General features: G+C 71.2%; 16 protein-coding genes and 1 pseudogene. 12 read left to right on the top strand and 5 right to left on the bottom strand.

Features of this window, described 5'->3' with window-relative positions:
• Positions 1–24 precede the first annotated feature (24 nt).
• From LQ326_RS26780 to LQ326_RS26745, 8 genes and pseudogenes are all read left to right on the top strand, one after another.
• Positions 25–1,491 (top strand): annotated as a pseudogene (locus LQ326_RS26780) (glycoside hydrolase family 10 protein); the annotation flags it as partial.
• Positions 1,492–1,811: 320 nt separating this feature from the next.
• Positions 1,812–2,015, top strand: a complete 204-nt coding sequence (locus LQ326_RS26775) for a hypothetical protein (RefSeq protein ID WP_234540426.1) — start codon at positions 1,812–1,814, stop codon at positions 2,013–2,015.
• Between the two features lie 42 nt (positions 2,016–2,057).
• Positions 2,058–3,725 (top strand): glycoside hydrolase family 27 protein, encoded by a 1,668-nt coding sequence (locus LQ326_RS26770; protein WP_234540424.1) that lies wholly within the window; start codon positions 2,058–2,060, stop codon positions 3,723–3,725.
• A gap of 137 nt (positions 3,726–3,862) precedes the next feature.
• The gene (locus LQ326_RS26765; protein WP_234540480.1) at positions 3,863–5,338 is read left to right on the top strand and encodes an arabinofuranosidase catalytic domain-containing protein; all 1,476 of its coding nucleotides are present in this window, start codon (positions 3,863–3,865) and stop codon (positions 5,336–5,338) included.
• Positions 5,339–5,455: 117 nt separating this feature from the next.
• Positions 5,456–7,288: an RICIN domain-containing protein gene (locus LQ326_RS26760; protein ID WP_234540422.1), complete on the top strand. Its 1,833-nt coding sequence runs from the start codon at positions 5,456–5,458 to the stop codon at positions 7,286–7,288.
• A 56-nt stretch (positions 7,289–7,344) separates the two neighbouring features.
• Positions 7,345–9,753, top strand: coding sequence for a ricin-type beta-trefoil lectin domain protein (locus LQ326_RS26755; RefSeq protein WP_234540421.1), 2,409 nt, complete (start codon positions 7,345–7,347; stop codon positions 9,751–9,753).
• 53 nt (positions 9,754–9,806) lie between these two features.
• Complete coding sequence (locus LQ326_RS26750) at positions 9,807–11,789, top strand: alpha-L-fucosidase (RefSeq protein ID WP_234540420.1); 1,983 nt, start codon at positions 9,807–9,809, stop codon at positions 11,787–11,789.
• 55 nt (positions 11,790–11,844) lie between these two features.
• Positions 11,845–13,179 carry a ricin-type beta-trefoil lectin domain protein gene (locus LQ326_RS26745; protein ID WP_234540418.1) on the top strand — a complete coding sequence of 445 codons (1,335 nt, stop codon included), beginning with the start codon at positions 11,845–11,847 and terminating at the stop codon, positions 13,177–13,179.
• A gap of 36 nt (positions 13,180–13,215) precedes the next feature.
• On the opposite strand, the gene metX is transcribed toward LQ326_RS26745, so the two are convergent.
• The 5 genes from metX to LQ326_RS26720 all read right to left on the bottom strand — a co-directional run bounded on the left by metX (position 13,216) and on the right by LQ326_RS26720 (position 19,443).
• The gene (gene metX / locus LQ326_RS26740) at positions 13,216–14,400 is read right to left on the bottom strand and encodes a homoserine O-acetyltransferase MetX (RefSeq protein ID WP_234540479.1); all 1,185 of its coding nucleotides are present in this window, start codon (positions 14,398–14,400) and stop codon (positions 13,216–13,218) included.
• Complete coding sequence (locus tag LQ326_RS26735) at positions 14,397–15,755, bottom strand: bifunctional o-acetylhomoserine/o-acetylserine sulfhydrylase (protein WP_234540417.1); 1,359 nt, start codon at positions 15,753–15,755, stop codon at positions 14,397–14,399. Before LQ326_RS26735 ends, metX begins: the two co-directional genes overlap by 4 nt.
• A 405-nt stretch (positions 15,756–16,160) precedes the next feature.
• Positions 16,161–17,885 (bottom strand): SulP family inorganic anion transporter, encoded by a 1,725-nt coding sequence (locus tag LQ326_RS26730; protein WP_234540415.1) that lies wholly within the window; start codon positions 17,883–17,885, stop codon positions 16,161–16,163.
• A gap of 201 nt (positions 17,886–18,086) precedes the next feature.
• Complete coding sequence (gene ppk2, locus LQ326_RS26725; RefSeq protein ID WP_234540414.1) at positions 18,087–18,890, bottom strand: polyphosphate kinase 2; 804 nt, start codon at positions 18,888–18,890, stop codon at positions 18,087–18,089.
• A 145-nt stretch (positions 18,891–19,035) separates the two neighbouring features.
• Positions 19,036–19,443, bottom strand: a complete 408-nt coding sequence (locus LQ326_RS26720) for an STAS domain-containing protein (RefSeq protein WP_234540412.1) — start codon at positions 19,441–19,443, stop codon at positions 19,036–19,038.
• Positions 19,444–19,781: 338 nt separating this feature from the next.
• On the opposite strand from LQ326_RS26720, the gene LQ326_RS26715 reads away from it, so the two are divergent.
• The 4 genes from LQ326_RS26715 (at position 19,782) to LQ326_RS26700 (ending at position 23,822) form a co-directional block, all read left to right on the top strand.
• The gene (locus tag LQ326_RS26715) at positions 19,782–20,222 is read left to right on the top strand and encodes a pyridoxamine 5'-phosphate oxidase family protein (protein WP_234540411.1); all 441 of its coding nucleotides are present in this window, start codon (positions 19,782–19,784) and stop codon (positions 20,220–20,222) included.
• A gap of 330 nt (positions 20,223–20,552) precedes the next feature.
• Positions 20,553–22,325, top strand: coding sequence for a GAF domain-containing sensor histidine kinase (locus LQ326_RS26710; protein WP_234540410.1), 1,773 nt, complete (start codon positions 20,553–20,555; stop codon positions 22,323–22,325).
• A gap of 152 nt (positions 22,326–22,477) precedes the next feature.
• Positions 22,478–23,167, top strand: a complete 690-nt coding sequence (locus tag LQ326_RS26705; protein ID WP_234540408.1) for a CBS domain-containing protein — start codon at positions 22,478–22,480, stop codon at positions 23,165–23,167.
• Positions 23,168–23,219: 52 nt separating this feature from the next.
• Positions 23,220–23,822, top strand: a complete 603-nt coding sequence (locus LQ326_RS26700) for an Rv1733c family protein (RefSeq protein WP_234540407.1) — start codon at positions 23,220–23,222, stop codon at positions 23,820–23,822.
• Positions 23,823–23,959: the final 137 nt, after the last annotated feature.

Genomic DNA, 23,959 nt, shown 5'->3' with positions numbered 1-23,959 from the left:
CCCACACAAGGAGAACGATTCGTCATGTCCTGGCTCAACGAAGAGCCCCGTCTCCGTAAGGTCCTGACCCGGGCCGCCGGCCTGACGGCCGGCACGGTCCTGGCCCTGGCCGGCCCGGCGAACCTCGCCGCCCATGCCGCCTCCGGCACGCTGGGTGCGGCGGCGGCCGGCAGCGGCCGCTACTTCGGTACGGCCGTGGCCGCCGGGAAGCTCGGCGACTCGACGTACTCCACGATTCTCGACCGGGAGTTCAACATGATCACCCCGGAGAACGAGATGAAGTGGGACACCACCGAACCGTCCCGCGGCAACTTCAACTTCGGGCCCGCCGACCAGATCGTCAACCACGCCACCGCGCACGGGCAGCGGATGCGTGGCCACACCCTGGTGTGGCACGGGCAGCTGCCCGGCTGGGTCAGCTCCATCACCGACGCGAACACCCTGCGCAGCGTGATGGACAACCACATCACCACCGAGATGAACCACTACAAGGGCAAGATCTACGCCTGGGACGTGGTCAACGAGGCCTTCGCGGACGACGGCAGCGGCCGGCACCGCAGCTCCGTGTTCCAGAACGTGCTCGGTGACGGCTTCATCGAGGAGGCCTTCCGCACCGCCCGGGCGGCGGACCCCTCCGCCAAGCTCTGCTACAACGACTACAACATCGAGAACTGGTCCGACGCCAAGACGCAGGGCGTCTACAACATGGTGCGCGACTTCAAGTCACGCGGCGTGCCCATCGACTGCGTCGGCTTCCAGAGCCACTTCGGCGCCGGCGGCCCGCCGTCGAGCTACCAGACCACCCTGTCGAACTTCGCCGCCCTCGGCGTCGATGTCCAGATCACGGAACTGGACATCGCCCAGGCGTCGCCGACGGCCTACGCCAACACCGTCAAGGCGTGCATGAACGTCGCCCGCTGCACCGGCATGACGGTGTGGGGGATCAGGGACAGCGACTCGTGGCGGACGGGGGAGAACCCGTTGCTGTTCGACGGCAACGGCAACAAGAAGGCGGCCTACGACGCGGTCCTGTCCGCGCTGGGCGGAGGCACGGGGAACTCGGGGGGCATCGTCTCCGGCACGGTGTACTCGCTGACCGACGTCGCCGCCGGCCGGGTGCTGGACGTCCCGGGCGGCCAGACGGCCAACGGCACGCCGTTGCAGGTCTGGGACGCCGGCGGCGCCGCGAACCAGCAGTGGCGGGCGAGCCTGAACAGCGACGGTTCGTACACCCTGACCAACGTCGGCAGCGGGCGGGTGCTGGACGAGCCGGGCGGCCAGACGGGCAACGGAACACGGATGGAGGTCTGGGACGCCAACGGCGGTGCGAACCAGCACTGGCGGGCGAGCCAGAACAGCGACGGTTCGTACACCCTGGCCAACGCCGCCTCCGGCCGGGTGCTGGAGGTCCCGGCCGGGCAGACCGCCAACGGGAGCCCCGTCCAGGTCTGGGACGCCAACGGCGGAGCCAACCAGCACTGGAACCTCCGGTGAGACGGCCGGCGCCCGGCACGCGCCGCTGACCCCCTGACGAACACCCGCGCCCGGCACGGAGGCCGTCGCCGGACGCGGGTTTCGGCATGCCCTCATACCGGCCTGACCAGCGGCAAGACATGGGATGTATTGAGTTCTCAGTCGCAAGTCAGGTCTATTGACAGCGAGTTGTGCCTGTGGGATCACTATGCGACATGGGATGTCTGAGTGTTCCCTGTGGGTGTTCAGGGCACCCTGACGGGAGCGGTCGGCACCCCTGAACCGCTTCGGACAGGCACGGCACTCTCCGTCCCCTCCCCGCATACCGAGGACACAGAATGCAGCCTTCATCCGCTCCGCCCCGCAGTCCCGCAGTCCGTGCCGCACGCCCACCGGCGGCCGCGGCCCCGTGCGAGCTGAGGACGACGAACGGCACCCGGTGTGTGGCCGCCTGCGACACCTGCGACGGGTCCGTCACCGGTGCCGTGTACGCGACCGACAACGCGGTGCGGGCCGGCATCACCGCGGCCGGCCACCGCTGAACGCCACTCAGCTTCCCCGACTCGCCAAGGAGCCGATCACCCATGTCCACGACCACCGCAAGAGCCGGGCGCCCGAGAACCAGGCGCCTTCGACTGCCGTCCCTGCCGGCGCCCCTGCGCAGGAGCCTGGCGCTCGCCTGCTCGGCCGTGCTGCTCATCGCGGCCGCCCCCCTGCTCGCCCTCGGCACGGCGCAGCCCGCGGCCGCGCTCGGCAACGGGCTCGCACTGACCCCGCAGATGGGCTTCAACGACTGGAACGCCTACGGCTGCAACGTCTCCGAGTCGCTGATCAAGTCCACCGCGCAGGCCATGCACACCAACGGCATGCAGGCGGCGGGCTACTCGTACGTCAACATCGACGACTGCTGGATGACCCACAGCCGCGACTCCGGGGGCCACCTGGTCCCGGACCCGGCCAAGTTCCCCGACGGCATCAAGGGCACCGCCGACTACGTGCACTCGCTGGGGCTGAAGCTGGGGATCTACGAGGACGCGGGCACCGCGACCTGCGCGGGGTATCCGGGCAGCCTGGGGCACGAGACCACGGACGCGCAGTCGTTCGCGTCGTGGGGTGTGGACTACCTGAAGTACGACAACTGCAACAACACCGGGGCACCGGCGCAGACCCGGTACACCGCGATGCGGGACGCGCTGGCGGCCACCGGGCGGCCGATCCTGTTCAGCCTGTGCAACTGGGGCCAGGAGAACGTGTGGACCTGGGGCGCCGGCGTGGGCAACAGCTGGCGCACCACCGGGGACATCAACGCGAGCTTCTCCAGCATGCTGTCGATCTTCCACAGCAACGTCGGACTGGCCTCCTACGCCGGCCCCGGCCACTGGAACGACCCGGACATGCTGGAGGTCGGCAACGGCTCGATGACGGCCACCGAGAGCCGCAGCGAGTTCAGTCTCTGGGCGGAGATGGCCGCACCGCTGATCGCGGGCACCAACATCCCCTCGGCCAGTGCGGACACCCTGGCCACCCTGACCAACTCCCGGGTGATCGCCGTCGACCAGGACTCCCTGGGCAGGCAGGGCACCATGGTGTCGTCCTCCGGCGGCCTGGACGTGCTGGCCAAACCGCTCGCGGGCGGGGACGTGTCGGTGGCGCTGTTCAACGAGACGGGCTCCACCGCGACCATCACCACCACCGCGGCCGCGATCGGGAAGACCGGCGCATCCTCCTACGCCCTGACCGACCTGTGGTCGGGCGCGTCCTCCACCACCTCGGGCACCATCAGCGCCTCGGTGCCGGCGCACGGCACGGTCATGTACCGGGTCGCGGGCGGCACCAGCAGCGGTGGCGGCACCAGCGTCACCGGTGCACTGCACGCGGTGGGCGCCGGCAAGTGCCTGGACGTACCGAACTCGACCACCGCCGCCGGCACCCAGGTGCAGATCTGGACCTGCAACGGCGGCACCAACCAGACATGGACGCACTCCACGTCCAACCAGCTCACCGTGTACTCCGGCAGCGGCCAGATGTGCCTGGACGCCTACGACAACCAGACCACCGCCGGGACGAAGGTGGAGATCTGGTCGTGCAACGGCCAGGCCAACCAGCAGTGGACGCTGAACTCCGACGGCACCATCACCGGCGTCCAGTCCGGCCTGTGCCTGGACGTCACCGGCGGGTCCACCGCCGACGGAGCCCTCGCCGAGCTGTGGACCTGCAACGGCAGCAGCAACCAGCAGTGGACGCTGGGATGACCCGCCCCGGCCCGCGCCCACCGGCAGCTTCGGCGCCGCCGCACCGGGGCGCCGTCACACAGGAGGTCTCCTTGCCCCGACCAGCAACCGATCGCCGACGCACGCGATTCCCGGCCGTGCTCCTGATCGCCCTGGTGATGGCCCTGGCCGCGTTGGGCACACCGGCGTTCGCCACCTCCCCGCGCACCGGCACACCCCCGGCCGCCCACCCGGCGGCCGCGCCGGCGAACGCCGTGGCCGACACGTCGCTGCCCTGCGACATCTATGCCGCGGGCGGCACGCCGTGCGTGACGGCCCACTCCACGACCAGGGCGCTCTTCGCGGCGTACGACGGGCCGCTGTACCAGATCCAGCGGTCCTCCGACCAGAGCCACCGCGACATCGGGGTGCTCACCGCCGGCGGGTACGCCGACGCCGCGTCCCAGGTGTCGTTCTGCGCGGGCACGTCGTGCACGATCACGAAGATCTACGACCAGACCGCCCGCCACAACGACCTGCCGATCTCCTGGGGCGGCTACTGGAAGGGCCCCGGCCCCAACGGAGCGGACGTGGGTGCCGACGCCATGGCCCTGCCGGTGACCGCGGCCGGCCACCAGGTCTTCGGCGTCAAGGTCAGCCCCGGTGTCGGCTACCGGCTCGACCACGCGAGCGGCGTGGCCACCGGCTCCCAGCCCGAAGGCATCTACATGGTGACCTCGTCGAACTACACGAACCAGTGGTGCTGCTTCGACTACGGCAGCGGCGAGAACACCCACACCGACACCGGCAACGCCACCATGAACGCCATCTACTGGGGCAACGCCTGCTGGTTCGGCGGCTGCACCGGCACCGGCCCCTGGGTCGAGGCCGACCTGGAGAACGGCATGTACCACACCAACACCGGCTCCAACAAAGACCCGAACAACCCCGGCGTGCACTACCCCTTCGTCAGCGCCTGGGAGAAGAACAACGGCACCAGCAACTTCACGCTCAAGTACGGCAACGGCAGCAGCGGCGGCCTGACCACCACCTTCTCCGGGCCCCTGCCCAACGGCTACTCACCGATGAAGACCGACAGTTCGGTCCTGCTGGGCACCGGCGGCGACAACAGCCCCTCGGGACAGGGTGAGTTCTTCGAAGGGGCGATGACCGCCGGCTACCCCTCCGACGCCACCGAGAACGCCGTCCAGGCCAGTATCACGGCCGCCGGCTACGGGACGGGAAGCGGCACCGGCGGCACGACGGGCGCGCTGCACGCGGTGGGCGCGGGCAAGTGCCTGGACGTACCGAACTCGTCCACGACGGCGGGTACACAGACCCAGATCTGGGACTGCGGCGGCGCGACGAACCAGACCTGGTCGCAGACCGCCTCGCACGAGCTCACCGTCTACTCCGGGAGCAGCGTGCTGTGCCTGGACGCCTCGGGCCAGGGCACCAGCCCCGGCACCAAGGTCATCACCTGGCCCTGCAACGGCCAGGCCAACCAGCAGTGGAACCGCAACGCCGACGGCACCGTCACCAACGCCCGGTCCGGGCTGTGCCTGGACGTGACCGGCGCCGCCACCGCCAACGGCACCCTCGTAGAACTGTGGACCTGCAACGGCCAGTCGAATCAGCAGTGGTCGCTGAGCTGACCCGGTGAGAGTTCCGCGCTTGAGAGTTCCGCGCCCGGCACCGGGGCGGCGTCCGGCCGCCGCCCCGGCAGGCCGCCGTCCCGCAGGGCAGCGGCCCCCCCATCGCAGGAGGATCGGATGAGGACGAGAGCGAAACCCGGCCGTCTGGCACTGGTGGCCGGCACGGTCCTGGCACTCGTGCTGGCGCTGCTGTCGACGGCCTCCAGCCAGGCCGCCACAGGCACGTCGCTGAGCGTCGACCTGGCGTCGCCCAGGGGACCGTCGACCGGCGTGGGGGAGGGGTTCCTCTACGGCATCACCGAGGACGGCAGCCAGCCCGCCGACCAGTTCCTCCAACCGCTGGGGATCAACGCGTTCCGCGGCGGCGGATGGTTCTCCGGCGGCTGGATCAAGGACAACTACCAGTACGGCTCCGCCACCCGGGCCGACGTCGACTCGATCGTCGCGCAGGCGAAACGGCTCACCCGGGCGCCTTACCACGCGCAGTACCAGGTGCTGGTGAGCGACATCTACGGTGCGAACGGCGGCCAGCCCTCGAACACGACGTACCCGTGCGACAACGGCGACTGCGCCAACTGGATCAGCTTCATCGACTCCACGGTGGGAGCGCTGCAGGCATCGGGGCTGACGTTCGCCTACGACATCTGGAACGAGCCGGACATCTCCGTCTTCTGGACCCGGGGCGTGAACAGCGCCCAGTACTTCCGGATGTGGGACACCGCCTACCGGGAGATCCGGCGGATCGCCCCCGGCGCGCAGATCGTGGGGCCGTCCCTCGCGTACACCCCGCAGCGCAACCCGGGTGAGTGGCAGGCCTGGCTCGCGCACGTGAAGGCGGCCGGGACGGTGCCGGACATGATCACCAACCACAACGAGGGCGACGTCGACGACCCGGTCACCGTCGGGCAGAGCCTCGACAACGCCCTGACCTCGGCGGGCATCGGCCGGTTGCCGCTGTCCTCGAACGAGTACCAGCCGGCCGACCGGCAGACCGCCGGCGTGACGGCCTGGTACCTGGCGCGGTTCGCGCAGTCCGACTACACCAACGCGATGCGCGGCAACTGGGTGTGCTGCGTCACCCCGAACCTGACGGGGGTGCTGACGCAGAGCGGCGGCAGCTGGCAGCCGACCGGCAACTGGTGGGCGCTTCGGGACTACGCCGACATGACCGGCACCCTCGTCGGCACCTCCGGCCAGGTCGGCTCGACGGCGATCTCCGCCGCCGAGGACTCCACCGCCAAGCGCGCGGTGGCCGTCATCGGCGACTCGAACGGATACACCGGCGCCGCGTCCGTGACCTTCGACGGGCTGTCGTCCGTACCCTGGCTGACGAGCGCCGGCACCGTGCACGTCACCGTGCACCGCATCCCGGACCAGGCACCGCTGAGCGCACCACAGACCGTGTACGACCAGGACGTGAGCGCCTCGGGCGGTTCGATCACCGTGCCGTTCACGTTCCAGAGCTCGCACGACGCGTTCGCCGTCTATCTGACCCCCGCCTCGACGAGCGGCGGAGGCTTCCCCGGCGGCTACCACCAGCTCGTCGTCGCCGGCAACAGCCTGTGCCTGGACGTCTACGGCAACTCCGGCAGCGCGGGCGCCGCGATCGACCAGTGGACCTGCAACGGGCAGGGAAACCAGCAGTTCCAGTTCGTACCGGCCTCGGGCGGCTACGGCGAACTGCGCGCCCAGAGCTCCGGGCAGGACGTGGCGGTCGCGGGCAGCTCCACGGCGGCAGGCACCCCGGACATCGTCCAGCAGGCACCCGGCACAGCGGCCAACGGCCTCTGGCTGCCCGTGCGCCAGTCCGACGGCTCCTACGCGTTCCAGAACCGGAACAGCGGCCTGTGCCTGGACGTGTACGGCGCCGGCAGCACCGCGGGACAGCAACTGGACCAGTGGCAGTGCAAGAACGCACCGGGCACCAACCAGGACTTCGTCGTCCGCTGAACCGTCCGCCGCCCGAACCGGCCGTGGACACCTACGACCTGTGAAAGGAACCCACCGTGTCAGCATTCAGACGGCTGTTCCGGCGCCTGCGCGTCTCGACGGCCGTGCTCGCGGGCCTCGTCCTGGCCGCCGGCGGGATCGTGGCCACGACCGCGGAGCCGGCCCATGCGGCCACCTCCATCACCGTCAACGGCGCGTCCGGCGGCCGGACCTTCGACGGTGTCGGCGCGATCAGCGGCGGAGGCGGCAACAGCAGACTCCTGATCGACTACCCCGAGCCCCAACGCGGGCAGATCCTCGACTATCTCTTCCGGCCGGGGTACGGCGCCTCCCTGCAGATCCTCAAGGCCGAGATCGGCGGGGACACCAACTCGACCTCGGGAGCCGAGCCCAGTCACCAGCACACCCGCTCCGACCTGAACTGCGACCGGGGATACGAGTGGTGGCTGATGGAGCAGGCCAAAGCCCGTAACCCGGACATCAAGCTGTACGGGCTCGCCTGGGGCGCCCCCGGCTGGATCGGCGGCGGGAACTTCTGGTCCACCGACATGATCAACTACCTGGTCTCGTGGCTGGGCTGTGCCAAACAGCACGGGCTCGGCATCGACTACCTCGGCGGGTGGAACGAGCGAGGCTACAACGTCTCCTGGTACGAGCAACTGCGCAGCGCCCTGGACAGCAACGGCTACGGCAGCGTCAAGATCGTCGCGGCCGACTCGGACTGGACCGTGGCGAACGACGTCGACTCCAACCCGGCGTTCGCCGCCGCGGTGAACGTCATCGGCACCCACTACCCGTGCGGCTACCGCTCCTCCCAGTCCAACTGCTCGGTGCCGTCGGCCGCCACGTCGTCCGGCAAACAGCTGTGGGCGAGCGAGAACGGCTCGGACGACTACAACGCGGGAGCGCCGGCCGTGGCCCGCGGCATCAACCGCGGCTACATCGACGGCCGGATGACCGCCTACCTCAACTGGCCGGTGGTCGCGGCGATCACCCCGAACCTGCCGTACCCGACGATGGGCCTCGCCCTGGCCTCGCAGCCGTGGTCCGGGCACTACGCGATCGGCAAGAACACCTGGGTGATGGCGCAGACCACCCAGTTCACCGCCCCGGGCTGGCAGTACCTCGACTCCTCCAGCGGCTACCTCGGCGGCAACCGCAACAACGGCAGCTACGTCTCCCTCAAGTCCCCGAACAACTCCGACTACTCCACGGTCATCGAGACGATGGACGCCGGCAGCGCCCAGACGCTGAACTTCAACGTCACCGGAGGGCTGTCCACCGGAACCGTCCACGTCTGGTCGACCGACGTCAACTCAGCCAATCCCGCCGACTACTTCGCGCACGTCACGGACGTCACCCCGTCCGGCGGCGGCTTCAGCCTGACCGTGCAACCCGGCCGCGTCTACACCCTGACCACCACGACCGGCCAGGGCAAGGGCACCGCCACCGGCCCCGCCCAGGGCGCGATGAGCCTGCCGTACAGCGACTCCTTCGACGGCTACGCCACCGGCTCCGAGGCGAAGTACCTCATGGACTGGCAGGGGGCCTTCGAGGTGACGGCCTGCGGCGGCGGCCGCAGCGGCAAGTGCGTGCGCCAGATGAGCCCCCAGAAGCCGATCACCTGGGACGCGCTGTCCGATCCGCACGCCCTGCTCGGGGACGTCGGCTGGAGCAACTACACCGTCTCCTCCGACGTACTGCTCGAACAGCCGGGCTACGCCGAGCTGATAGGCCGCGCGAACGGCCAGGACTACAGCAGCACCGGCGGACTGAACGCCTACCGCCTGCGGGTGAGCGACACCGGGGCCTGGTCGATCCTGAACACCAGCACCAACGGCAGCGTCTCCACCCTCGCCCACGGCACGACCGGGGCGCTGGGCACAGGCCGGTGGCACACCCTGGCCCTGACCTTCTCCGGCACCACCCTCACCGCCGTCGTCGACGGTGCCACGGTCGGTTCCGCCAGCGACCGCACCTGGGCCGGCGGACAGGTCGGCTACGCGACCAGCCAGGGCGAGACGGCACAGTTCGACAACCTGTCCCTCACCCCCGGCAGCGGCGGAACGGGCGGCGGCACGACCGCGCCGATCGTCGGGGTGGGCTCCGGCCGCTGCGTGGACGTGCCGAACCAGTCCCAGACGTCCGGCACCCAGGTGGAGCTGTGGGACTGCAACGGCGGCAGCAACCAGCAGTGGACCAGCACCTCCGCCGGTGAGCTGCGGGTCTACGGCAGCTCCTGCCTGGACGCCGCGGGGGGCGGCACCGGCCCCGGCACCAAGGTCGACATCGCTCCGTGCGGCGGCGGCAGCAACCAGCGGTGGACGTTCAACGCCGACGGCACGATCACCGGCGCCCAGTCCGGCCTGTGCCTGGACGCCACCGGGGCGGGCACGGCCAACGGCACCCTGCTGGAGCTGTGGACCTGCGGCGGCGGCAGCAACCAGAAGTGGACGCGCGACTGATCCGGTCACGGCCGGCATCACCCACCCCGTTCGACGACGCTGAGAGGCTCCGCATGACCTCCTCCCCCCTCCCGATCAGCCGGCGCCGGCTGCTGGCGGCGACCGGCGCCGTCACGGCGCTCGGCCTGCTGCGGTTCGCCCCCGAGGCCGCCGCCACCGACGGCCCCGCGAGCTACACCGCGAGCTGGACCTCCGTCGACCAGCACCCCCCGGCCCCGGCCTGGTTCAAGGACGCCAAGTTCGGCATCTACTACCACTGGGGCGTCTTCAGCGTGCCCGCGTTCGGCAACGAGTGGTATCCGCGCAACATGTACATCGGCGGCTCGAACGAGAACAAGCACCACATCGCCACCTACGGCGACCCCTCGGTGTGGCCGTACAACAACTTCATCGACGGAGCCCGCGACAAGGCCGGCAACTTCGTCCAGTTCGCCCCCAAACCGGTATCCCAGGGCGGAAACTGGGACCCCGACGCCTGGGCCCGGCTGTTCAAGTCCGCGGGCGCGAGATTCGCCGGCCCGGTCGCCGAACACCACGACGGCTTCTCCATGTGGAACAGCCGCGCCAACCCGTGGAACTCGGTCCGGCACGGTCCCGGACTCGACCTCGTGGGGCTGCACGCCCAGGCCATCCGCGGACAGGGGCTGAAGTTCATGGCCTCGCTGCACCACGCGTACCACTTCAACGGCTACTACGACCACGTACCCGCCCAGTCGGACCCGGCGCTGCGCGTCCTCTTCGGCCAGCAGGGCTCGGCCGCGGAGAACCAGCTCTGGTACGACAAGCTGATCGAGGTCATCGACGGGTACCAGCCGGACCTGCTCTGGCAGGACTTCGACCTGGGCCTGGTGCAGGAGTCCTACCGGCTCCAGTTCCTCGCGCACTACTACAACCAGGCGGTCTCCTGGAACAAGGACGTGGTCGCGACCTACAAGGACGGGCTCGACGACAAGGGCGAGGTCTACGACTTCGAGCGCGGCGGCCCGGCCGGGCTCCTCACCCCCTACTGGCTGACCGACGACAGCATCTCCTCCTCCAGCTGGTGCTACACGGCGGGCATCGGCTACTACTCGACGCAGGCGCTGCTCCACTCGCTGATCGACCGGGTCAGCAAGGGCGGCACCATGCTGCTGAACATCGCCCCGATGGCCGACGGCACCATCCCCGGCGGACAGCAGACGATCCTGCTGGCGATGGGGGACTGGCTCGGCCGCTTCGGAGAGGCCGTCTACGGCACCCGCTCCTGGACCAGCTACGGCGAGGGCCCCACCCAGATGGGCGGAGGCTCCTTCAGCGGACCGGTGGCCGGCACCCCGAAGGACGTCCGGTTCACCCGCAGCCAGGACAACAAGGTCCTCTACGTCACCGCGCTGGGCTGGCAGGGCGCGACCATGACCGTCACCACGCTGAACTCGAACCAGATCAACCTCAGCAGCCTGACCGGCGCCCAACTGCTGGACAACACCGCCGGCAGTTACGTCAGCCTGCCCGCCCCGACCCAGGACGCCGCCGGCCTGCACCTGGCCATGCCCTCGTCGAACCCGCCGTTCAGCGCCCTGGCGTACACGGTCAAGCTCACCTTCTCCGGGGAGATCCCCGTCCTGGGCGCACCGGGCGGATCCACCACCTGGGTGAAGATCGCCAACGTGACCAGCGGTCTGGTGCTCGACAGCGGAGGCAGCGTCGCCTCCGGCTCCAACCTCAAGCAGTGGAACTACGACGGGAGCGCCAACCTGCAGTGGCAGCTGATCGACCTCGGCAACGGTTACCTCCGCGTCATGAACCGCGCCAACGGCATGGCCGCCGACAGCTGGGGCAACTCCGCCAACGGCGCTCCCGTACGGCAGGCGACGTGGAACGGCGGCAACAACCAGCAGTGGTCGCTCAACAGCCTCGGCGGCAACCGGTACCAGATCGTCAACCGGGGCACGGGCACAGCGCTCGACGGCAGCGGCAGCACCGCGGCGGGCTCGACCGCGGTGCTGTGGGCCCCGAACTCCAGCACCAACAACCAGTGGACCGTCACCGGCGTCTGACCCACCCCGGTCACCGGTGCTCCCCCTCGATCCTCGACCACGGAAGAAGGAGCGCATGAAACGCAAACCGCTCTTACTGTCCATCGCGGCTGCGGTGCTTCTCGTGCTGTCAGCCGCGGGCACCTCGTTCAGCAGCGGCCTCGGCGGGTCCGCGCGGGCCACCGCCGCGGCCGTCCAGCCGAGCGCCGGCTGCGGGAAGGCCCCCGCGCTGACGAGCGGTACCCACACGATCCAGAGCGGCGGCCAGACGCGCAGTTACATACTGCGGGTTCCCGCCGGCTACGACAGCGGCCGCCCCTACCGGCTGATCTTCGGGTTCCACTGGCTGGGCGGCACGGCGGGCGACGTCGACTCGGGCGGAACGGACGGATACAACTGGTCCTACTACGGCCTGAGGCGCCTGGCCGACAACGCGAACAACAGCACGATCTTCGTCGCCCCGCAGGGCATCAGCAACGGCTGGGCCAACTCCGGCGGTCAGGACGTGGCCTTCGTCGACGCCATGGTCAGCCAGCTCGAAGCGGGACTGTGCGTCGACACCACCCAGTTGTTCTCCGCCGGCTTCAGCTACGGCGGCGCGATGTCGTACGCCCTCGCCTGCTCCCGGGCGACGGTCTTCCGCGCGGTCGCGGTCTACTCCGGCGCGAACCTCAGCGGGTGCTCCGGCGGCAACCAGCCCATCGCCTACATGGGGTTGCACGGCATCAGGGACAACGTGCTGCCCATCTCGTCGGGGCGGGAACTGCGCGACACCTTCGTCCGGACGAACGGCTGCACCCCGCAGAACCCGCCCGAGCCGGCCTACGGAAGCCTGACGCACATCATCACCGCCTACTCCGGATGCAAGTCCGGATACCCCGTGGTCTGGGCCGCGTTCGACGGAGCCGGCCACGACCCCGGGCCGATAGACGGTTCCACCGGTGACGGCTGGCACACCTGGACGTCGGCGGCGGTGTGGCAGTTCTTCACCCAGTTCGGCTCGGACCAGTCGCCACCGCCCCAGGGCAACCAGGAGATCATCGGACAGCAGTCGGGGCGCTGCCTCGACATCAACAACTCGACGACGGCCAACGGCACCCAGGCGCAACTGTGGGACTGCAACGGCGGCTCCAACCAGCGGTGGACCTACAGCACCGGAAAGCAGCTGGTCGTCTACGGCGACAAGTGCCTGGGCGTCGGCCAGTCCGCGGGCAGCGGCACCCCCGCGGCGATCTGGGACTGCACCGGTCAGGCGGACCAGCAGTGGAACGTCAGTCCCGACGGCACGGTCACGGCCGCGCAGTCGGGTCTCTGCCTGGACGCCAACGGCCAGGGCACCGCGAACGGGACGAAAGTCCAGCTGTGGAGTTGCACGGGCGGTGCGAACCAGCACTGGCAACTGCAGAACTGACCGTCCGGGGACAGGCACGGCACCGTGCCTGTCCCCTCAGAGTGCGCGGGCGGATGCCCCGGTGGGGCGGCCCCGCTGGTCGAGCAGCTCGCGTACGAGCGCGGCGACCTGCTCCGTCTCGATCAGGAAGCCGTCGTGGCCGTAAGGCGACTCGATCAGGCGCAGACGGTCCGCCCCGGGAATCCCGGCCGCCAACTCGGCCTGCTGGGAGGGTGGATAGAGGCGGTCGGAGCCGACTCCGGCGACGAGGGTCCGCGCGGTCACCCGGCGCAGCGCGGCACGCGTGCCACCGCGGTCGCGGCCGATGTCATGGCTGTTCATGGCCTCGGAGAGGGTGACATAGCTGCCGGCGTCGAAGCGGCGCACCAACTTGGCGGCGTGGTGGTCGAGATACGACTCGACCTGGTACCGGCCGCCGTTCCACGGATCCTCGAAGCCCTGCGCGCCGCGGCCGAAGCGGACCGCCAGCTCCGGCTCGCTGCGGTAGGTGACATGAGCCAGCCGTCGGGCCAGGCCGAGTCCGGCACGGGGCTCCCGGCCGGTGCCGTGGTAGTCGCCGCCGTGCCAGTGCGGGTCGGAGCGGATGGCGTGGAGCTGGATGTTCGTCCAGGCGATCTGCTCGGCGCTCGCCGCGGCCGTGGTGGCGAGCAGCAGCAGCGCGTCCGTCCGCTGCGGATACGTGACGGCCCACTCCAGCGCCCGCATCCCGCCCATGGAACCGCCGATCACCAACGCCCAGCGTCCGATGCCCAGGCCGTCCGCGAGACCGGCCTCCACGGCGACCTGGTCGCGCTGGGTCAGGAAGGGGAAGCCGCCGCCCCAGCTCCGCCCGTCCGGGCGCGGCGAGGACGGCCCGGTGCTGCCCTGGCAGCCGCCGAGCACGTTCGGTGCGACGACGAACCAGCGGTCCGTGTCCAGGGCTCGGCCGGCACCGATGAGCGGGTCCCACCAGCCGGGGGTGGGATGACCGGGCCCCGCCGGTCCGCGGACATGGCTGTCGCCGGTGAGTGCGTGCAGCACCAGAACCGCGTTCGAGCGGTCCGGTGCGAGCCGTCCCCAGGTCTCGAACGCCAGCCGTACACCGGGCAGTTCACCCCCGGCCTCCAGCGCGAGGGGTTTCTCCCGGGTGTACCACTGGCGGCGCCCGGGCGGGTCCCCCTCCCGCCAGGCCCCGGAGGCCGGCGGGAAGGGGACCCCTGACGGCGTGTGCACGGTGTTCAGGACGCGCCCTTGGCCGCGCGGAAACCGGCCTCCAGGTCGGCCTTCAGGTCGGCGAGGTTCTCGATGCCCACCGACAGGCGTACCAGACCGGGCGATGCCCCGGTCGCCGCCAACTGCGCGTCGTCCAGCTGACTGTGGGTCGTGGACGCGGGGTGGATGATCAGGCTGCGTACGTCCCCGATGTTGGCGAGGTGGCTGAACAGCTCGACCGCGTCCACGAACCGCTTCCCGGCCTCGACCCCGTCCCGCAGCTCGAAGGCGAGCACCGCGCCGGCGCCGCGCGGCAGATAGCGCCGACCCGCCTCGTACCAGCGACTGGACTCGAGCCCCGGATAGTGGACGGCGGCGACCTCGTCGCGCTGCTCCAGCCATTCGGCGAGTGCCTGGGCGTTGGCCGAGTGCCGTTCGATGCGCAGGCTCAGCGTCTCCACGCCCTGGAGGAGCAGGAACGCGGAGTGCGGCGAGATCGCCGGCCCCAGGTCGCGCAGCAACTGCACGCGCAGCTTGACGGCGAAGGCACCCGGACCGAGCGCCGGCCAGTACCGGAGGCCGTGGTAGCTGGGGTCCGGCTCGCTGAAGTCGGGGAAGCGCCCGGCGTGCGCGCCGAAGTCGAAGGTGCCGCCGTCGACGACGACACCGGCGATGGTGGTGCCGTGCCCGCCGAGGAACTTCGTCGCGGAGTGGACGACGATGTCGGCGCCGTGCTCGATGGGCCGCAGCAGATACGGGGTCGGCACGGTGTTGTCCACGATCAGCGGGACACCCGCCTCGTGCGCGACGTCCGCCACCGCCCTGACGTCGAGCACGTTGCCCCGCGGATTGCCGAGCGTCTCCGCGAACAGGGCCTTCGTGTTCGGCCGGATCGCGGCCCGCCAGGCCTCGAAGTCGTCCGGGTCGTCCACGAACGACACCTCGATGCCGAACTTGGGCAGCGTGTGCCGGAAGAGGTTGTACGTGCCGCCGTACAGGGACGCGCTGGAGACGATGTGGTCGCCCGCGGACGCCAGCGTCAGCAGGGCGAGGGTCTCCGCCGCCTGCCCGGAGGCGAGGGCCACGGCGGCGACCCCGCCCTCCAGGGCGGCGACGCGCTGCTCGAAGACGTCCTGGGTGGGGTTGTGGATGCGGGTGTAGATGTTGCCGGGCTCGGCCAGCGAGAACAGGTCGGCGGCATGCCGGGTGTCACGGAAGACGAACGAACTGGTCTGGTAGATCGGCACCGCCCGCGCCCCGGTCGTCGGGTCCGGTACGGCACCGGCGTGGATCTGCTTGGTCTCGAACGACCAGGCCGAGGTGCCGGGACCGGTGGGGTCCTCGGGCGTGTGGCCCGCGGCGACGGAGTCGATGGGCTGGCTCATGGTTCTCCCTTGTGCGGGGCGTGCGGGTACGTGGAACGACCGCGGGGCCGCTGTCCGGAGGAAGACACGACGGACGTCGGCGGGGTGCGGGGGGAAGGAGGGGGGCCGGAGGCAGGAGCGGAGTGTCAGCTCGCCAGGGGACACCCCGTGCTGGTGACACGCACGTAGTCGACGTGGCGGCGGGTCACGAGCACGGTCATGCGGTGAGAGAACCACAGCCGGTGCCGCGGGGCCAGGGTGACGTGGGGTGCTGAAACACGATTGCCACAACCGCGCCGGTCCCGGCGTGGAACGTCGCGGCCGGGAACACGGGCAGGAGGATCGCGATCGACCGGGCGAGGGCGACCGGGAAGCGGCCCGGCGTGTGCCGCGCAGGAGGCGGGCCGGACAGCCCCCGGGGCCGGCCTACCGGCCCGGTTGCGCCGCCAGCCACTCCCGGTACGCCGCCACCGCCGTCGGTAGGGTCGGGAAGATGAGGTCGTGGCCGACCGCGTCCGCGAGGCCGTACCGCTCCAGGCTGTTCAGGAGATCCTGCTTGACGCGGGCGAGGGCGAACACGACGCCGCGCGCGTCCAGCTCGCGGCGGAGGGCGTCGACCGCGTCGAGGGCGGTGATGTCGACCTCCACGTTGGCCTCGGCGTTGAGGACGAACCAGCGGACGGGCCGGCTCTGTCCGTCGACGGCGGCCAGGGCCCGGCGGTGGAAGTTCTCGGCGTTGGCGAAGAACAGCGGCGAGTCGTAGCGGTAGACCAGGAGACCGGGGACCGTGCGGGCGGTGGGATAGTCGTCGATGTCGTGCATGCCGGCCAGTCCGGGGACCAGGCCCTCGACCGCGTCGTGCGGGCGGGCCACCCGGGTCAGCAGTTCGGCCACCGACAGGCCGACGGCGACCAGCACGCCGTACAGGATGTCCAGCACGAGGACCCCGGTCAGGCAGCCGAGCGCGAGGAGCAGCTCGCGGCGGCGGAAGGCGGCCAGGCGGCGGAAGCCGGCCAGGTCGGTCATCCGGGTCGCCGCGTAGACCACCAGGGCGCCGAGCACCGCGGCGGGCGTCCGGGTGAGCAGGGGGCTGAGGAAGAGCAGGACCGCGAGGACCAGGGCGCCGGCGACCAGGGAGTACGCCTGGCTGCGGGCCCCCGCCGAGGTGGCCAGGGCGGTACGGCTGGCGCTGCTGCTCAACGGGAAGCCGTGCACGACGCTCGACCCGAGGTTGGCCGCGCCGAGGGCCAGGAACTCCTGGTCGGCGTCGAGCTCCGGGCCGTCGTCGGGGCCTCGGCCGGCGAACGCGCGGGCGGTGAGGATGAAGTCCGTGTACGCCACCAGCAGGACGCCGAGCGCGGGCAGCACCAAGCGCGGCAGCTCGGTCAGGTCCGGCAGGGCGAGGCCGGGCACACCCGCCGGGACGGTGCCGATGACCCGGATGCCGTACCGGCCGTCGAGGTCGAACGCCACCACGGCCGCCGTACCCAGGACCACGGCCAGCAGCGGCCCGGGAAGCGCCCGGATGGACCGTGTGACGACGAGGAGGAAGAACAGCGTCGCCGCCGAGAAGACCACCGTCGCCGGCCGCGCCTCGCGCAGGTGGGTGAAGAACGACCAGAGCTGGGGGAAGAACTCGGTTCCCGTCACCGGCACGCCGGTGAGTTTCGGCAACTGGTCCACCACCATGATCACAGCGACCCCGGCCAGGTAGCCGATCAGGACGGGGCGGGAGAGCAGGTCCGCCAGGAAGCCCAGCCGGACCACCCGCGCGATCAGGCAGAGCAGGCCGACCGCGGCGGCGAGGGTGGCCGCCAGTACGGCGTAGCGGCCGGGGGCGCCGCCGGCGAGCGGGGCGACCACGGTGGCCGTCATCAGGGCGGTCGTCGACTCCGGGCCTACCGACAGCAGCCGTGAGGAGCCGAACACCGTGTACAGGGCCAGGGCGGGCAGGATCGCCCACAGACCGGCGACCGGGGGCAGCCCGGCCACCCCGGCGTACGCCATCACCTGCGGCACCAGGTACGCGGCGACCGTCACCCCGGCCAGCACGTCACCCTTCAGCCAGGAGCGCCGGTAGCCGAGCAGCGAGACGAGTCCGGGCACGAGGAGCCGGTGCCATCCCGGACGCGCGTCATCGCCGTGGGTCATGTGCCGCCTTTCGCCTGGTGATCCCGGGAAGCATCATGGCAGTGCCCGCGCGCCGAAAACCGTGCGGCCCACCCCGGCCCGGCCGGTCGCCTCGGCCGGCGGCCCGTCCTCGGGACGGGCGGACAACGACCGGCACGCGGCGCCTGCTCCCGGCGGCTTCCGCCGGTTCCCCGAGCCGGCGTGGCCGCGGCGACCCGCTGCTCAGAGGCTCGCCGAGTGGTCCGGGACGTACGTCTGCAGATCCCGCGGCGGACGCTCGTAGCCGGTCGACGGCGGCCGCTCCGGGAGCTCCAGCACCGGCGGCGGCACGTCGTGGTACGGCACGGTCGACAGCAGGTGGGCCATCATGTTCAGCCGGGCCCGGCGCTTGTCGTCGCTCTCCACGATGTACCAGGGCGCCTCGGTGATGTCGGTGTGGATCAGCATCTCGTCCTTGGCCCGGGAGTACGCCTCCCAGTGGGTGATCGACTCCAGGTCCATCGGCGAGAGCTTCCAGCGCCGCAGCGGATCCTCGAGGCGCTTGCGGAACCGGTCCTGCTGCTCGGTGTCGCTCACCGAGAACCAGTACTTGCGCAGCAGGATCCCGGACTCCACCAGCATCCGCTCGAAGATCGGGCAGTGCCGCAGGAAGAGCTGGTACTCCTCCTTCGTACAGAAACCCATCACCCGTTCGACGCCGGCCCGGTTGTACCAGGACCGGTCGAACAGCACGATCTCCCCGGCCGCCGGCAGATGCTCCGCGTACCGCTGGAAGTACCACTGGGTGCGTTCGCGCTCGGTGGGCTTGGGCAGCGCCGCGATCCGGGCGATACGCGGGTTGAGGTGCTCGGTGACCCGTTTGATCGTGCCGCCCTTGCCCGCCGCGTCCCGCCCCTCGAAGATCACTACGAGGCGGGCCCCCGTGGCCCGCACCCACTCCTGCAGTTTCACCAACTCGGTCTGCAGACGAAGCAGTTCAACCTCGTACGCCTTGCGCGGCAGCTCCGCCGCCTTCGTGCCGGCCATGCCGCCTCCACCCGCCCGATGACCTACCCGTTGAAGCCATCCGGTGTCCGGGGTCGAACACCAGGACGCCACCGTACTGTCCGGCGAGGTGGCCGCGCACCCTGCCCGCCCACGGGTGTGCCGCCGCCGCCCGGTCCCGGGGACGTCAGCTCACGGACGCCGGGGATCGCCGGGGCGCCGCGGAGCTGAGGGAAGGGTGGCTGCGGGCGAGGGCCGGGGCAAGGCCGGGGTACACCTCGAAGGTGTCGCCCAGCCCCGTGCGGCGCAGCAGCCGGCGGAAGCCGTCGTCCGGTGTCACCAGTCGCAGTCTGCCGACGCGTGAGCGGACGCGGTTGTGGGCCCGGCACAGCAGGCTGAGCCCGGAGCTGTCGACGAAGGAGACGGGACTCAGGTCGAGCACCAGATCGGGCTGCGCACCGGACGTCAGGTCGTCGAGGGCCGCCGACAGGACCGGAACCGCCAGGAGGTCGAGGTCGCCGTGCAGGGTGACGACGGTGGCGCCGCCGGCGCGCGTCGTGCGGTAGGTCACGGACTCCGTGTGGTTCTCGGCCATGGAAAGAGCGAAGCCCGGTCAGGGGGGCAGGCGGAAGGGCCGTTCGGCCCCCTCGATGCCGTGACGGCAGGCCCGAACGGCCCGTCCTCGGCTGTTCCGGCGCGCGGGGCCCGTCCGGCGGGCGGCTGGGGCCGGACGGCCCAAGCCCGTCCCACCGGACTGCGTCAAGCTGGAGCTGCGACCAGCCTCCGGTTCCGCAGCGGCCAAGGACGGTGAGTGACGACAGAACGCCTTCGCCCGTGCCGTCGGCACCGGGCGCCGCATGAGGCCTGACCCGGGCGCCTCGCGCCCGCTTCGCGGCCACCGACCAGAGCAGGACGTGAGAGACGAGACGGCCGATGTATGCCAACGACGGATTCCGTGAACTCGACCGGCGGGAGTGCCTGGGGCTGCTCGCCCGGGTGCCGGTCGGCCGTATCGTCCACACGCGCGGGGCGCTTCCGGCCGTGCTGCCCGTCAACTTCGGTCTGGACCGCGACGGAGCGGTGGTCCTGCGCACGTCCGAGTCCTCGGAGCTGGTGCGGGCCGTCGACGGTGCCGTCGTCGCCTTCGAGGCGGACGAGGTGGACGCTGTCGCGCAGGCCGGCTGGAGCGTCGTGGTGACCGGCCACGCGAGTGTGGTCGGCGACCCCCGCGAACACGAGAGGCTCCTCCGCGAGGGCCCCAGGTCCTGGGCACCGTCCCCGCGGGAGGTCTTCGTCCGCATCGACCCCGAGCTGGTCACCGGGCGCGAACTGACCGGTGGCCGCACCCGGTACGGCCTGGACGCCGTCTCCTGAAGATCCTTGCGCCCCCACCGGCGCACAGTTCCCCGCTCCGCTCTTCCCTTCCGCCGCGGCGGTGCTCAGCCGCGGCGGCCGATTCCGGCGGTGCCGAACCGGCCGGTGACCACCCGCGGGCCGGTGGGGGCCGGTCGCGCCCGCGCGGCGGCAGCCGCATATCGGCACAGCCCCCTGCCCCCGGGGTGGCTGTCCGGCCCGGCGTGAGACGGTGGAGCCGCTTGGGGGCCTGTGACTTGCATCATCCGGGTGCCCGATGCGGTCGGTGCCCACTACGGTGGGCTTGATCGGACCTGCCGGTTTGCGAGTCGACGGGGTCGGAGGAGTGCGGTGGAGAGCGACGAGGCCCGGGTGCGGTTGCCGCAGCTGAGGTTGGATGAGCTGCTGGAGGAGTTGCAGGCGCGGTTGGATGCCGCGCGGGGGACCCGGGACCGGGTGCACAGTCTGCTGGAGGCGGTGCTTTCGGTCGGCAGGGAGCTGGATCTGGAGCAGGCTCTGCACAGCATTGTGGAGGCCGCGGCGGTGCTGGTGGATGCGGAGTACGCGGCACTTGGTGTGATCGGGCCGGACGGCAGGCGGTTGTCGGCCTTTCATACGGTGGGGGTGACGGAGGAGCAGATCGTGCGGATCGGTCCGTTCCCGGAGGGGCACGGGATTCTGGGGGAGCTGATCCGTCGTCCGGAGCCGTTGCGGCTGACGAAGCTGTCCGAGCATCCGGCGTCGTACGGTTTCCCGCCGAATCATCCGCCGATGAACACGTTTCTGGGGGTTCCGATCCGGGTCCGTGACCAGGTGTTCGGGAATCTGTATCTGACGGAGAAGCGGGGCGGGGGGCTGTTCGACGAGGAGGACGTGTCGGTGACGTCGACGCTGGCGGTGGCGGCGGGGGTGGCGATCGACAATGCGCGTCTGTACGAGGAGTCGCGGTTGCGTGAGCGGTGGCTGCGGGCGAGTGCGGAGATCAGCCACCGTCTGATGTCGGGCAGTGTGAGTGGTGAGGCGCTTGGGCTGATAGCGGAGCGGGCGAGGGAGATCACTGGTTCGGCTCTGGCGGCGGTGGCGACGCCGATGGAGGAGACAGGGTCGCTGGCGGTGGAGATCGCGGTGGGGGTGGATGCGGAGGATCATCGGGGGCTGGTGCTGTCCGCGGACCGTACGTTGATGGGGCTGGCGTTCTCCCGGGGGGCGGCGGTGATCAGTGCGGATGTGCTGCATGACGAGCGGGTCTCGGCTGAGCCGCCGCGTTTTGCGGGGTTGGGACCGGCGGTGGCCATTCCCATCGGTACCGGTGGTACCGGTGGTACCGGCGGGACTGGTGGTGCGGATGGCGCTGGTGGTCCGGGTGGGGTGCGGGGCGTGGTGTTGCTGGCGCGGGAGGCGGGGGGGCCGTTGTTCACGGTGGAGGAGACGGAGCCGCTTGAGGTGTTCGCGGCGCAGGCGGCTCTTGCGATGGAACTGGCGGAGCGGCGGCGGGACGCCGAGGAGATCGCGGTGCTCAAGGACCGGGACCGGATTGCGCGGGATCTGCATGACCTGGCGATTCAGCGGTTGTTCGCGACGGGGATGACGTTGCAGAGTGCGGGGCGGTTCATCGAGCATTCGGAGGCGTCGGAGCGGGTGTTGCGGGCGGTGGATGATCTGGACGAGACAATCAAGATCATTCGGTCGACGATTTTCGGGTTGCGGGCGCGGGAGGGCGGGGCGGGTACGGGGCTGCGGGCTCGTGCGGTGCGGGTGGCGGGTGAGGCGGCGGGGGCGCTGGGGTTCGCGCCGAGTGTGCGGATGGAGGGGCTGATCGACACGGAGGTGCCCAAGGAGATCGCGGATCATGTGGTGGCTGTTCTGTCGGAGGCTTTGACGAACGTGGCCCGGCATGCGCGTGCCGGCCGTGTCGAGGTGGTGCTGGTGACCGACGGGCGGGAGCTGGTGCTGACGGTCAGGGACGACGGGGTGGGTATCGCACCCGGGGGGCGGCGCAGTGGGCTGCGCAACATGGCGGAGCGGGCTGAGGAACTCGGTGGGCGTCTGGAGTGGGAGTCCCCGGCGGGTGCCGGGGGCGGGGGTACGACGCTGGTGTGGCGGGTGCCGGTGGGGGAGCCGTAGCCTCGAATCACCGGCGCTGCCCGACCCGCGCCCCTGCCCGGCCCGGAGCGGGCCGGGAACCCGAAACGGGACCGTTCGGCCTATGCCCTCAGGGCCCGGATGACCGATTCTGGAGGGTGTCGGACCACGGCAGCCGAACCCTGGAGGTCGCCATGACCGGCGCCCCGCACATCGTGAACGACGTGATGACCCACACGGTTCTCGCCCTGCGCCACGGCGCGCCGTTCAAGGACATCGTGAAGGCCATGCAGCGGTGGCAGGTGAGCGCGGCCCCCGTCCTCGACGACGACGGCCGGGTCGTCGGAGTCGTCTCGGAGGCCGATCTGCTGCGCAAGGAGCAGGCCCGCGGTGACGTCGCCGGCCGTCTGCCCAAGGCCGACCGCGGCGCGGCGGCGGCCGTCACCGCCGGGGAGCTGATGACCGTACCCGCCGTCACCGTCCATCCCGAGGCCACCCTGCCCGAGGCGGCGCGCACGATGGCCCGGCACGGCGTCAAACGCCTTCCGGTGATCGACGACGAGGGCCTGCTGCGGGGCGTCGTGAGCCGTGCCGACCTGCTCAAGGTGTTCCTGCGGGACGACGAGGACATCGCCGAGGAGATCCGGCGCGACATCGTCCCGCACCTCTTCTCCGGCTCGGCGCAACAGGTGCGGGTGCGGGTCCGTGACGGCGTCGTCACCCTCACCGGCCGCGTCTCGGACACCGCGCTGATTCCGGTGGCCGCCGGGTGGGTGCGGGGCGTCGACGGCGTGGTCGCCGTGGAGTGCGCGCTCGCCGGGCCGCCCCGCCGACCGGACCTCGACCCCGATCTTCCCGGCCCGGAGCACGTCCCACCGGGCTGAGGCAGCCCGCCCGCGGCCGGACGTCCCGGATCCCGGAAGGAGGCGGCGGACCATGACCAGCACGTGTCGCGTACCCGTGGCCAGAAGACCCCTCTGGCGCTGGCGGCGCAATCCGCTGCGCCGCCACAGCGACGTCGTGGAGGCCTGGATCGTGCTCGCCGTCTGGGCCGTGGCCCTCCTCGGCGGGCTGCTCGCCGGCGGGGCGGCCGGCACGACCGTGCACCGGGGCTTCGCCGATCGACGGGCCGCCATCCATCAGGTGTCGGCCCGGCTGACCGGGAACGCGGCGGCCGGCTCACCCGTCCTCACCGGCTACGACGTGGGGAAGTCGTGGGTCACCGTGCGCTGGACGGACGCGGACGGAACCACCCGCACGGGTTTGGCCAAGGTTCTGTCCACGGCCAGGACGGACAGTCAGGTGCGGGTCTGGGTGGACCGCGCCGACCGGCCCGTCTCAGCGCCCCCGAGCCAGGCCGAGGTCACCTGCCAGTCCCTGGCGACCGCCGCCCTCGTGAGCCCGCTCGTCGCCGCCGCGGTGTGGGGCGGCGGCTGGGCGGTCCGCCGCCGGCTGATGCGCCGCCGCCTCGCCGAATGGGACGCGGAATGGCGGCGGATCGGGCCCCAGTGGCGGAACTTCAGCGGTGGCAAGGGGTGAGGTGAGGGACCCGTACCCGGTGGGGTGGCGTGGCCGCGGAGGACCGCGTTCGCGGTACCCGGCGTCGGCCGCGTCCGGGCGGCGGGCGAGCCACGCGGTACCGCCCGGCCGTCGCTGTGCGGAGCCCGAGCCGGCCC

It is taken from the genome of Streptomyces shenzhenensis (genome assembly GCF_021462265.1).
Taxonomy (GTDB): domain Bacteria; phylum Actinomycetota; class Actinomycetes; order Streptomycetales; family Streptomycetaceae; genus Streptomyces; species Streptomyces shenzhenensis.
Note: the sequence above shows the minus strand (reverse complement) of the source record. Positions and strands in the feature narration are given on the sequence as shown.

Excerpts from the sequence above, each read along its gene's own strand:
- LQ326_RS26775 (WP_234540426.1), top strand. The coding sequence starts at position 1,812 with ATGCAGCCTTCATCCGCTCCGCCCCGCAGTCCCGCAGTCCGTGCCGCA.
- LQ326_RS26770 (WP_234540424.1), top strand. The coding sequence starts at position 2,058 with ATGTCCACGACCACCGCAAGAGCCGGGCGCCCGAGAACCAGGCGCCTT.
- LQ326_RS26765 (WP_234540480.1), top strand. The coding sequence starts at position 3,863 with ATGGCCCTGGCCGCGTTGGGCACACCGGCGTTCGCCACCTCCCCGCGC.
- LQ326_RS26760 (WP_234540422.1), top strand. The coding sequence starts at position 5,456 with ATGAGGACGAGAGCGAAACCCGGCCGTCTGGCACTGGTGGCCGGCACG.
- LQ326_RS26750 (WP_234540420.1), top strand. The coding sequence starts at position 9,807 with ATGACCTCCTCCCCCCTCCCGATCAGCCGGCGCCGGCTGCTGGCGGCG.
- LQ326_RS26745 (WP_234540418.1), top strand. The coding sequence starts at position 11,845 with ATGAAACGCAAACCGCTCTTACTGTCCATCGCGGCTGCGGTGCTTCTC.
- LQ326_RS26735 (WP_234540417.1), bottom strand. The coding sequence starts at position 15,755 with ATGAGCCAGCCCATCGACTCCGTCGCCGCGGGCCACACGCCCGAGGAC.
- LQ326_RS26730 (WP_234540415.1), bottom strand. The coding sequence starts at position 17,885 with ATGACCCACGGCGATGACGCGCGTCCGGGATGGCACCGGCTCCTCGTG.
- ppk2 (WP_234540414.1), bottom strand. The coding sequence starts at position 18,890 with ATGGCCGGCACGAAGGCGGCGGAGCTGCCGCGCAAGGCGTACGAGGTT.
- LQ326_RS26720 (WP_234540412.1), bottom strand. The coding sequence starts at position 19,443 with ATGGCCGAGAACCACACGGAGTCCGTGACCTACCGCACGACGCGCGCC.
- LQ326_RS26715 (WP_234540411.1), top strand. The coding sequence starts at position 19,782 with ATGTATGCCAACGACGGATTCCGTGAACTCGACCGGCGGGAGTGCCTG.
- LQ326_RS26705 (WP_234540408.1), top strand. The coding sequence starts at position 22,478 with ATGACCGGCGCCCCGCACATCGTGAACGACGTGATGACCCACACGGTT.
- LQ326_RS26700 (WP_234540407.1), top strand. The coding sequence starts at position 23,220 with ATGACCAGCACGTGTCGCGTACCCGTGGCCAGAAGACCCCTCTGGCGC.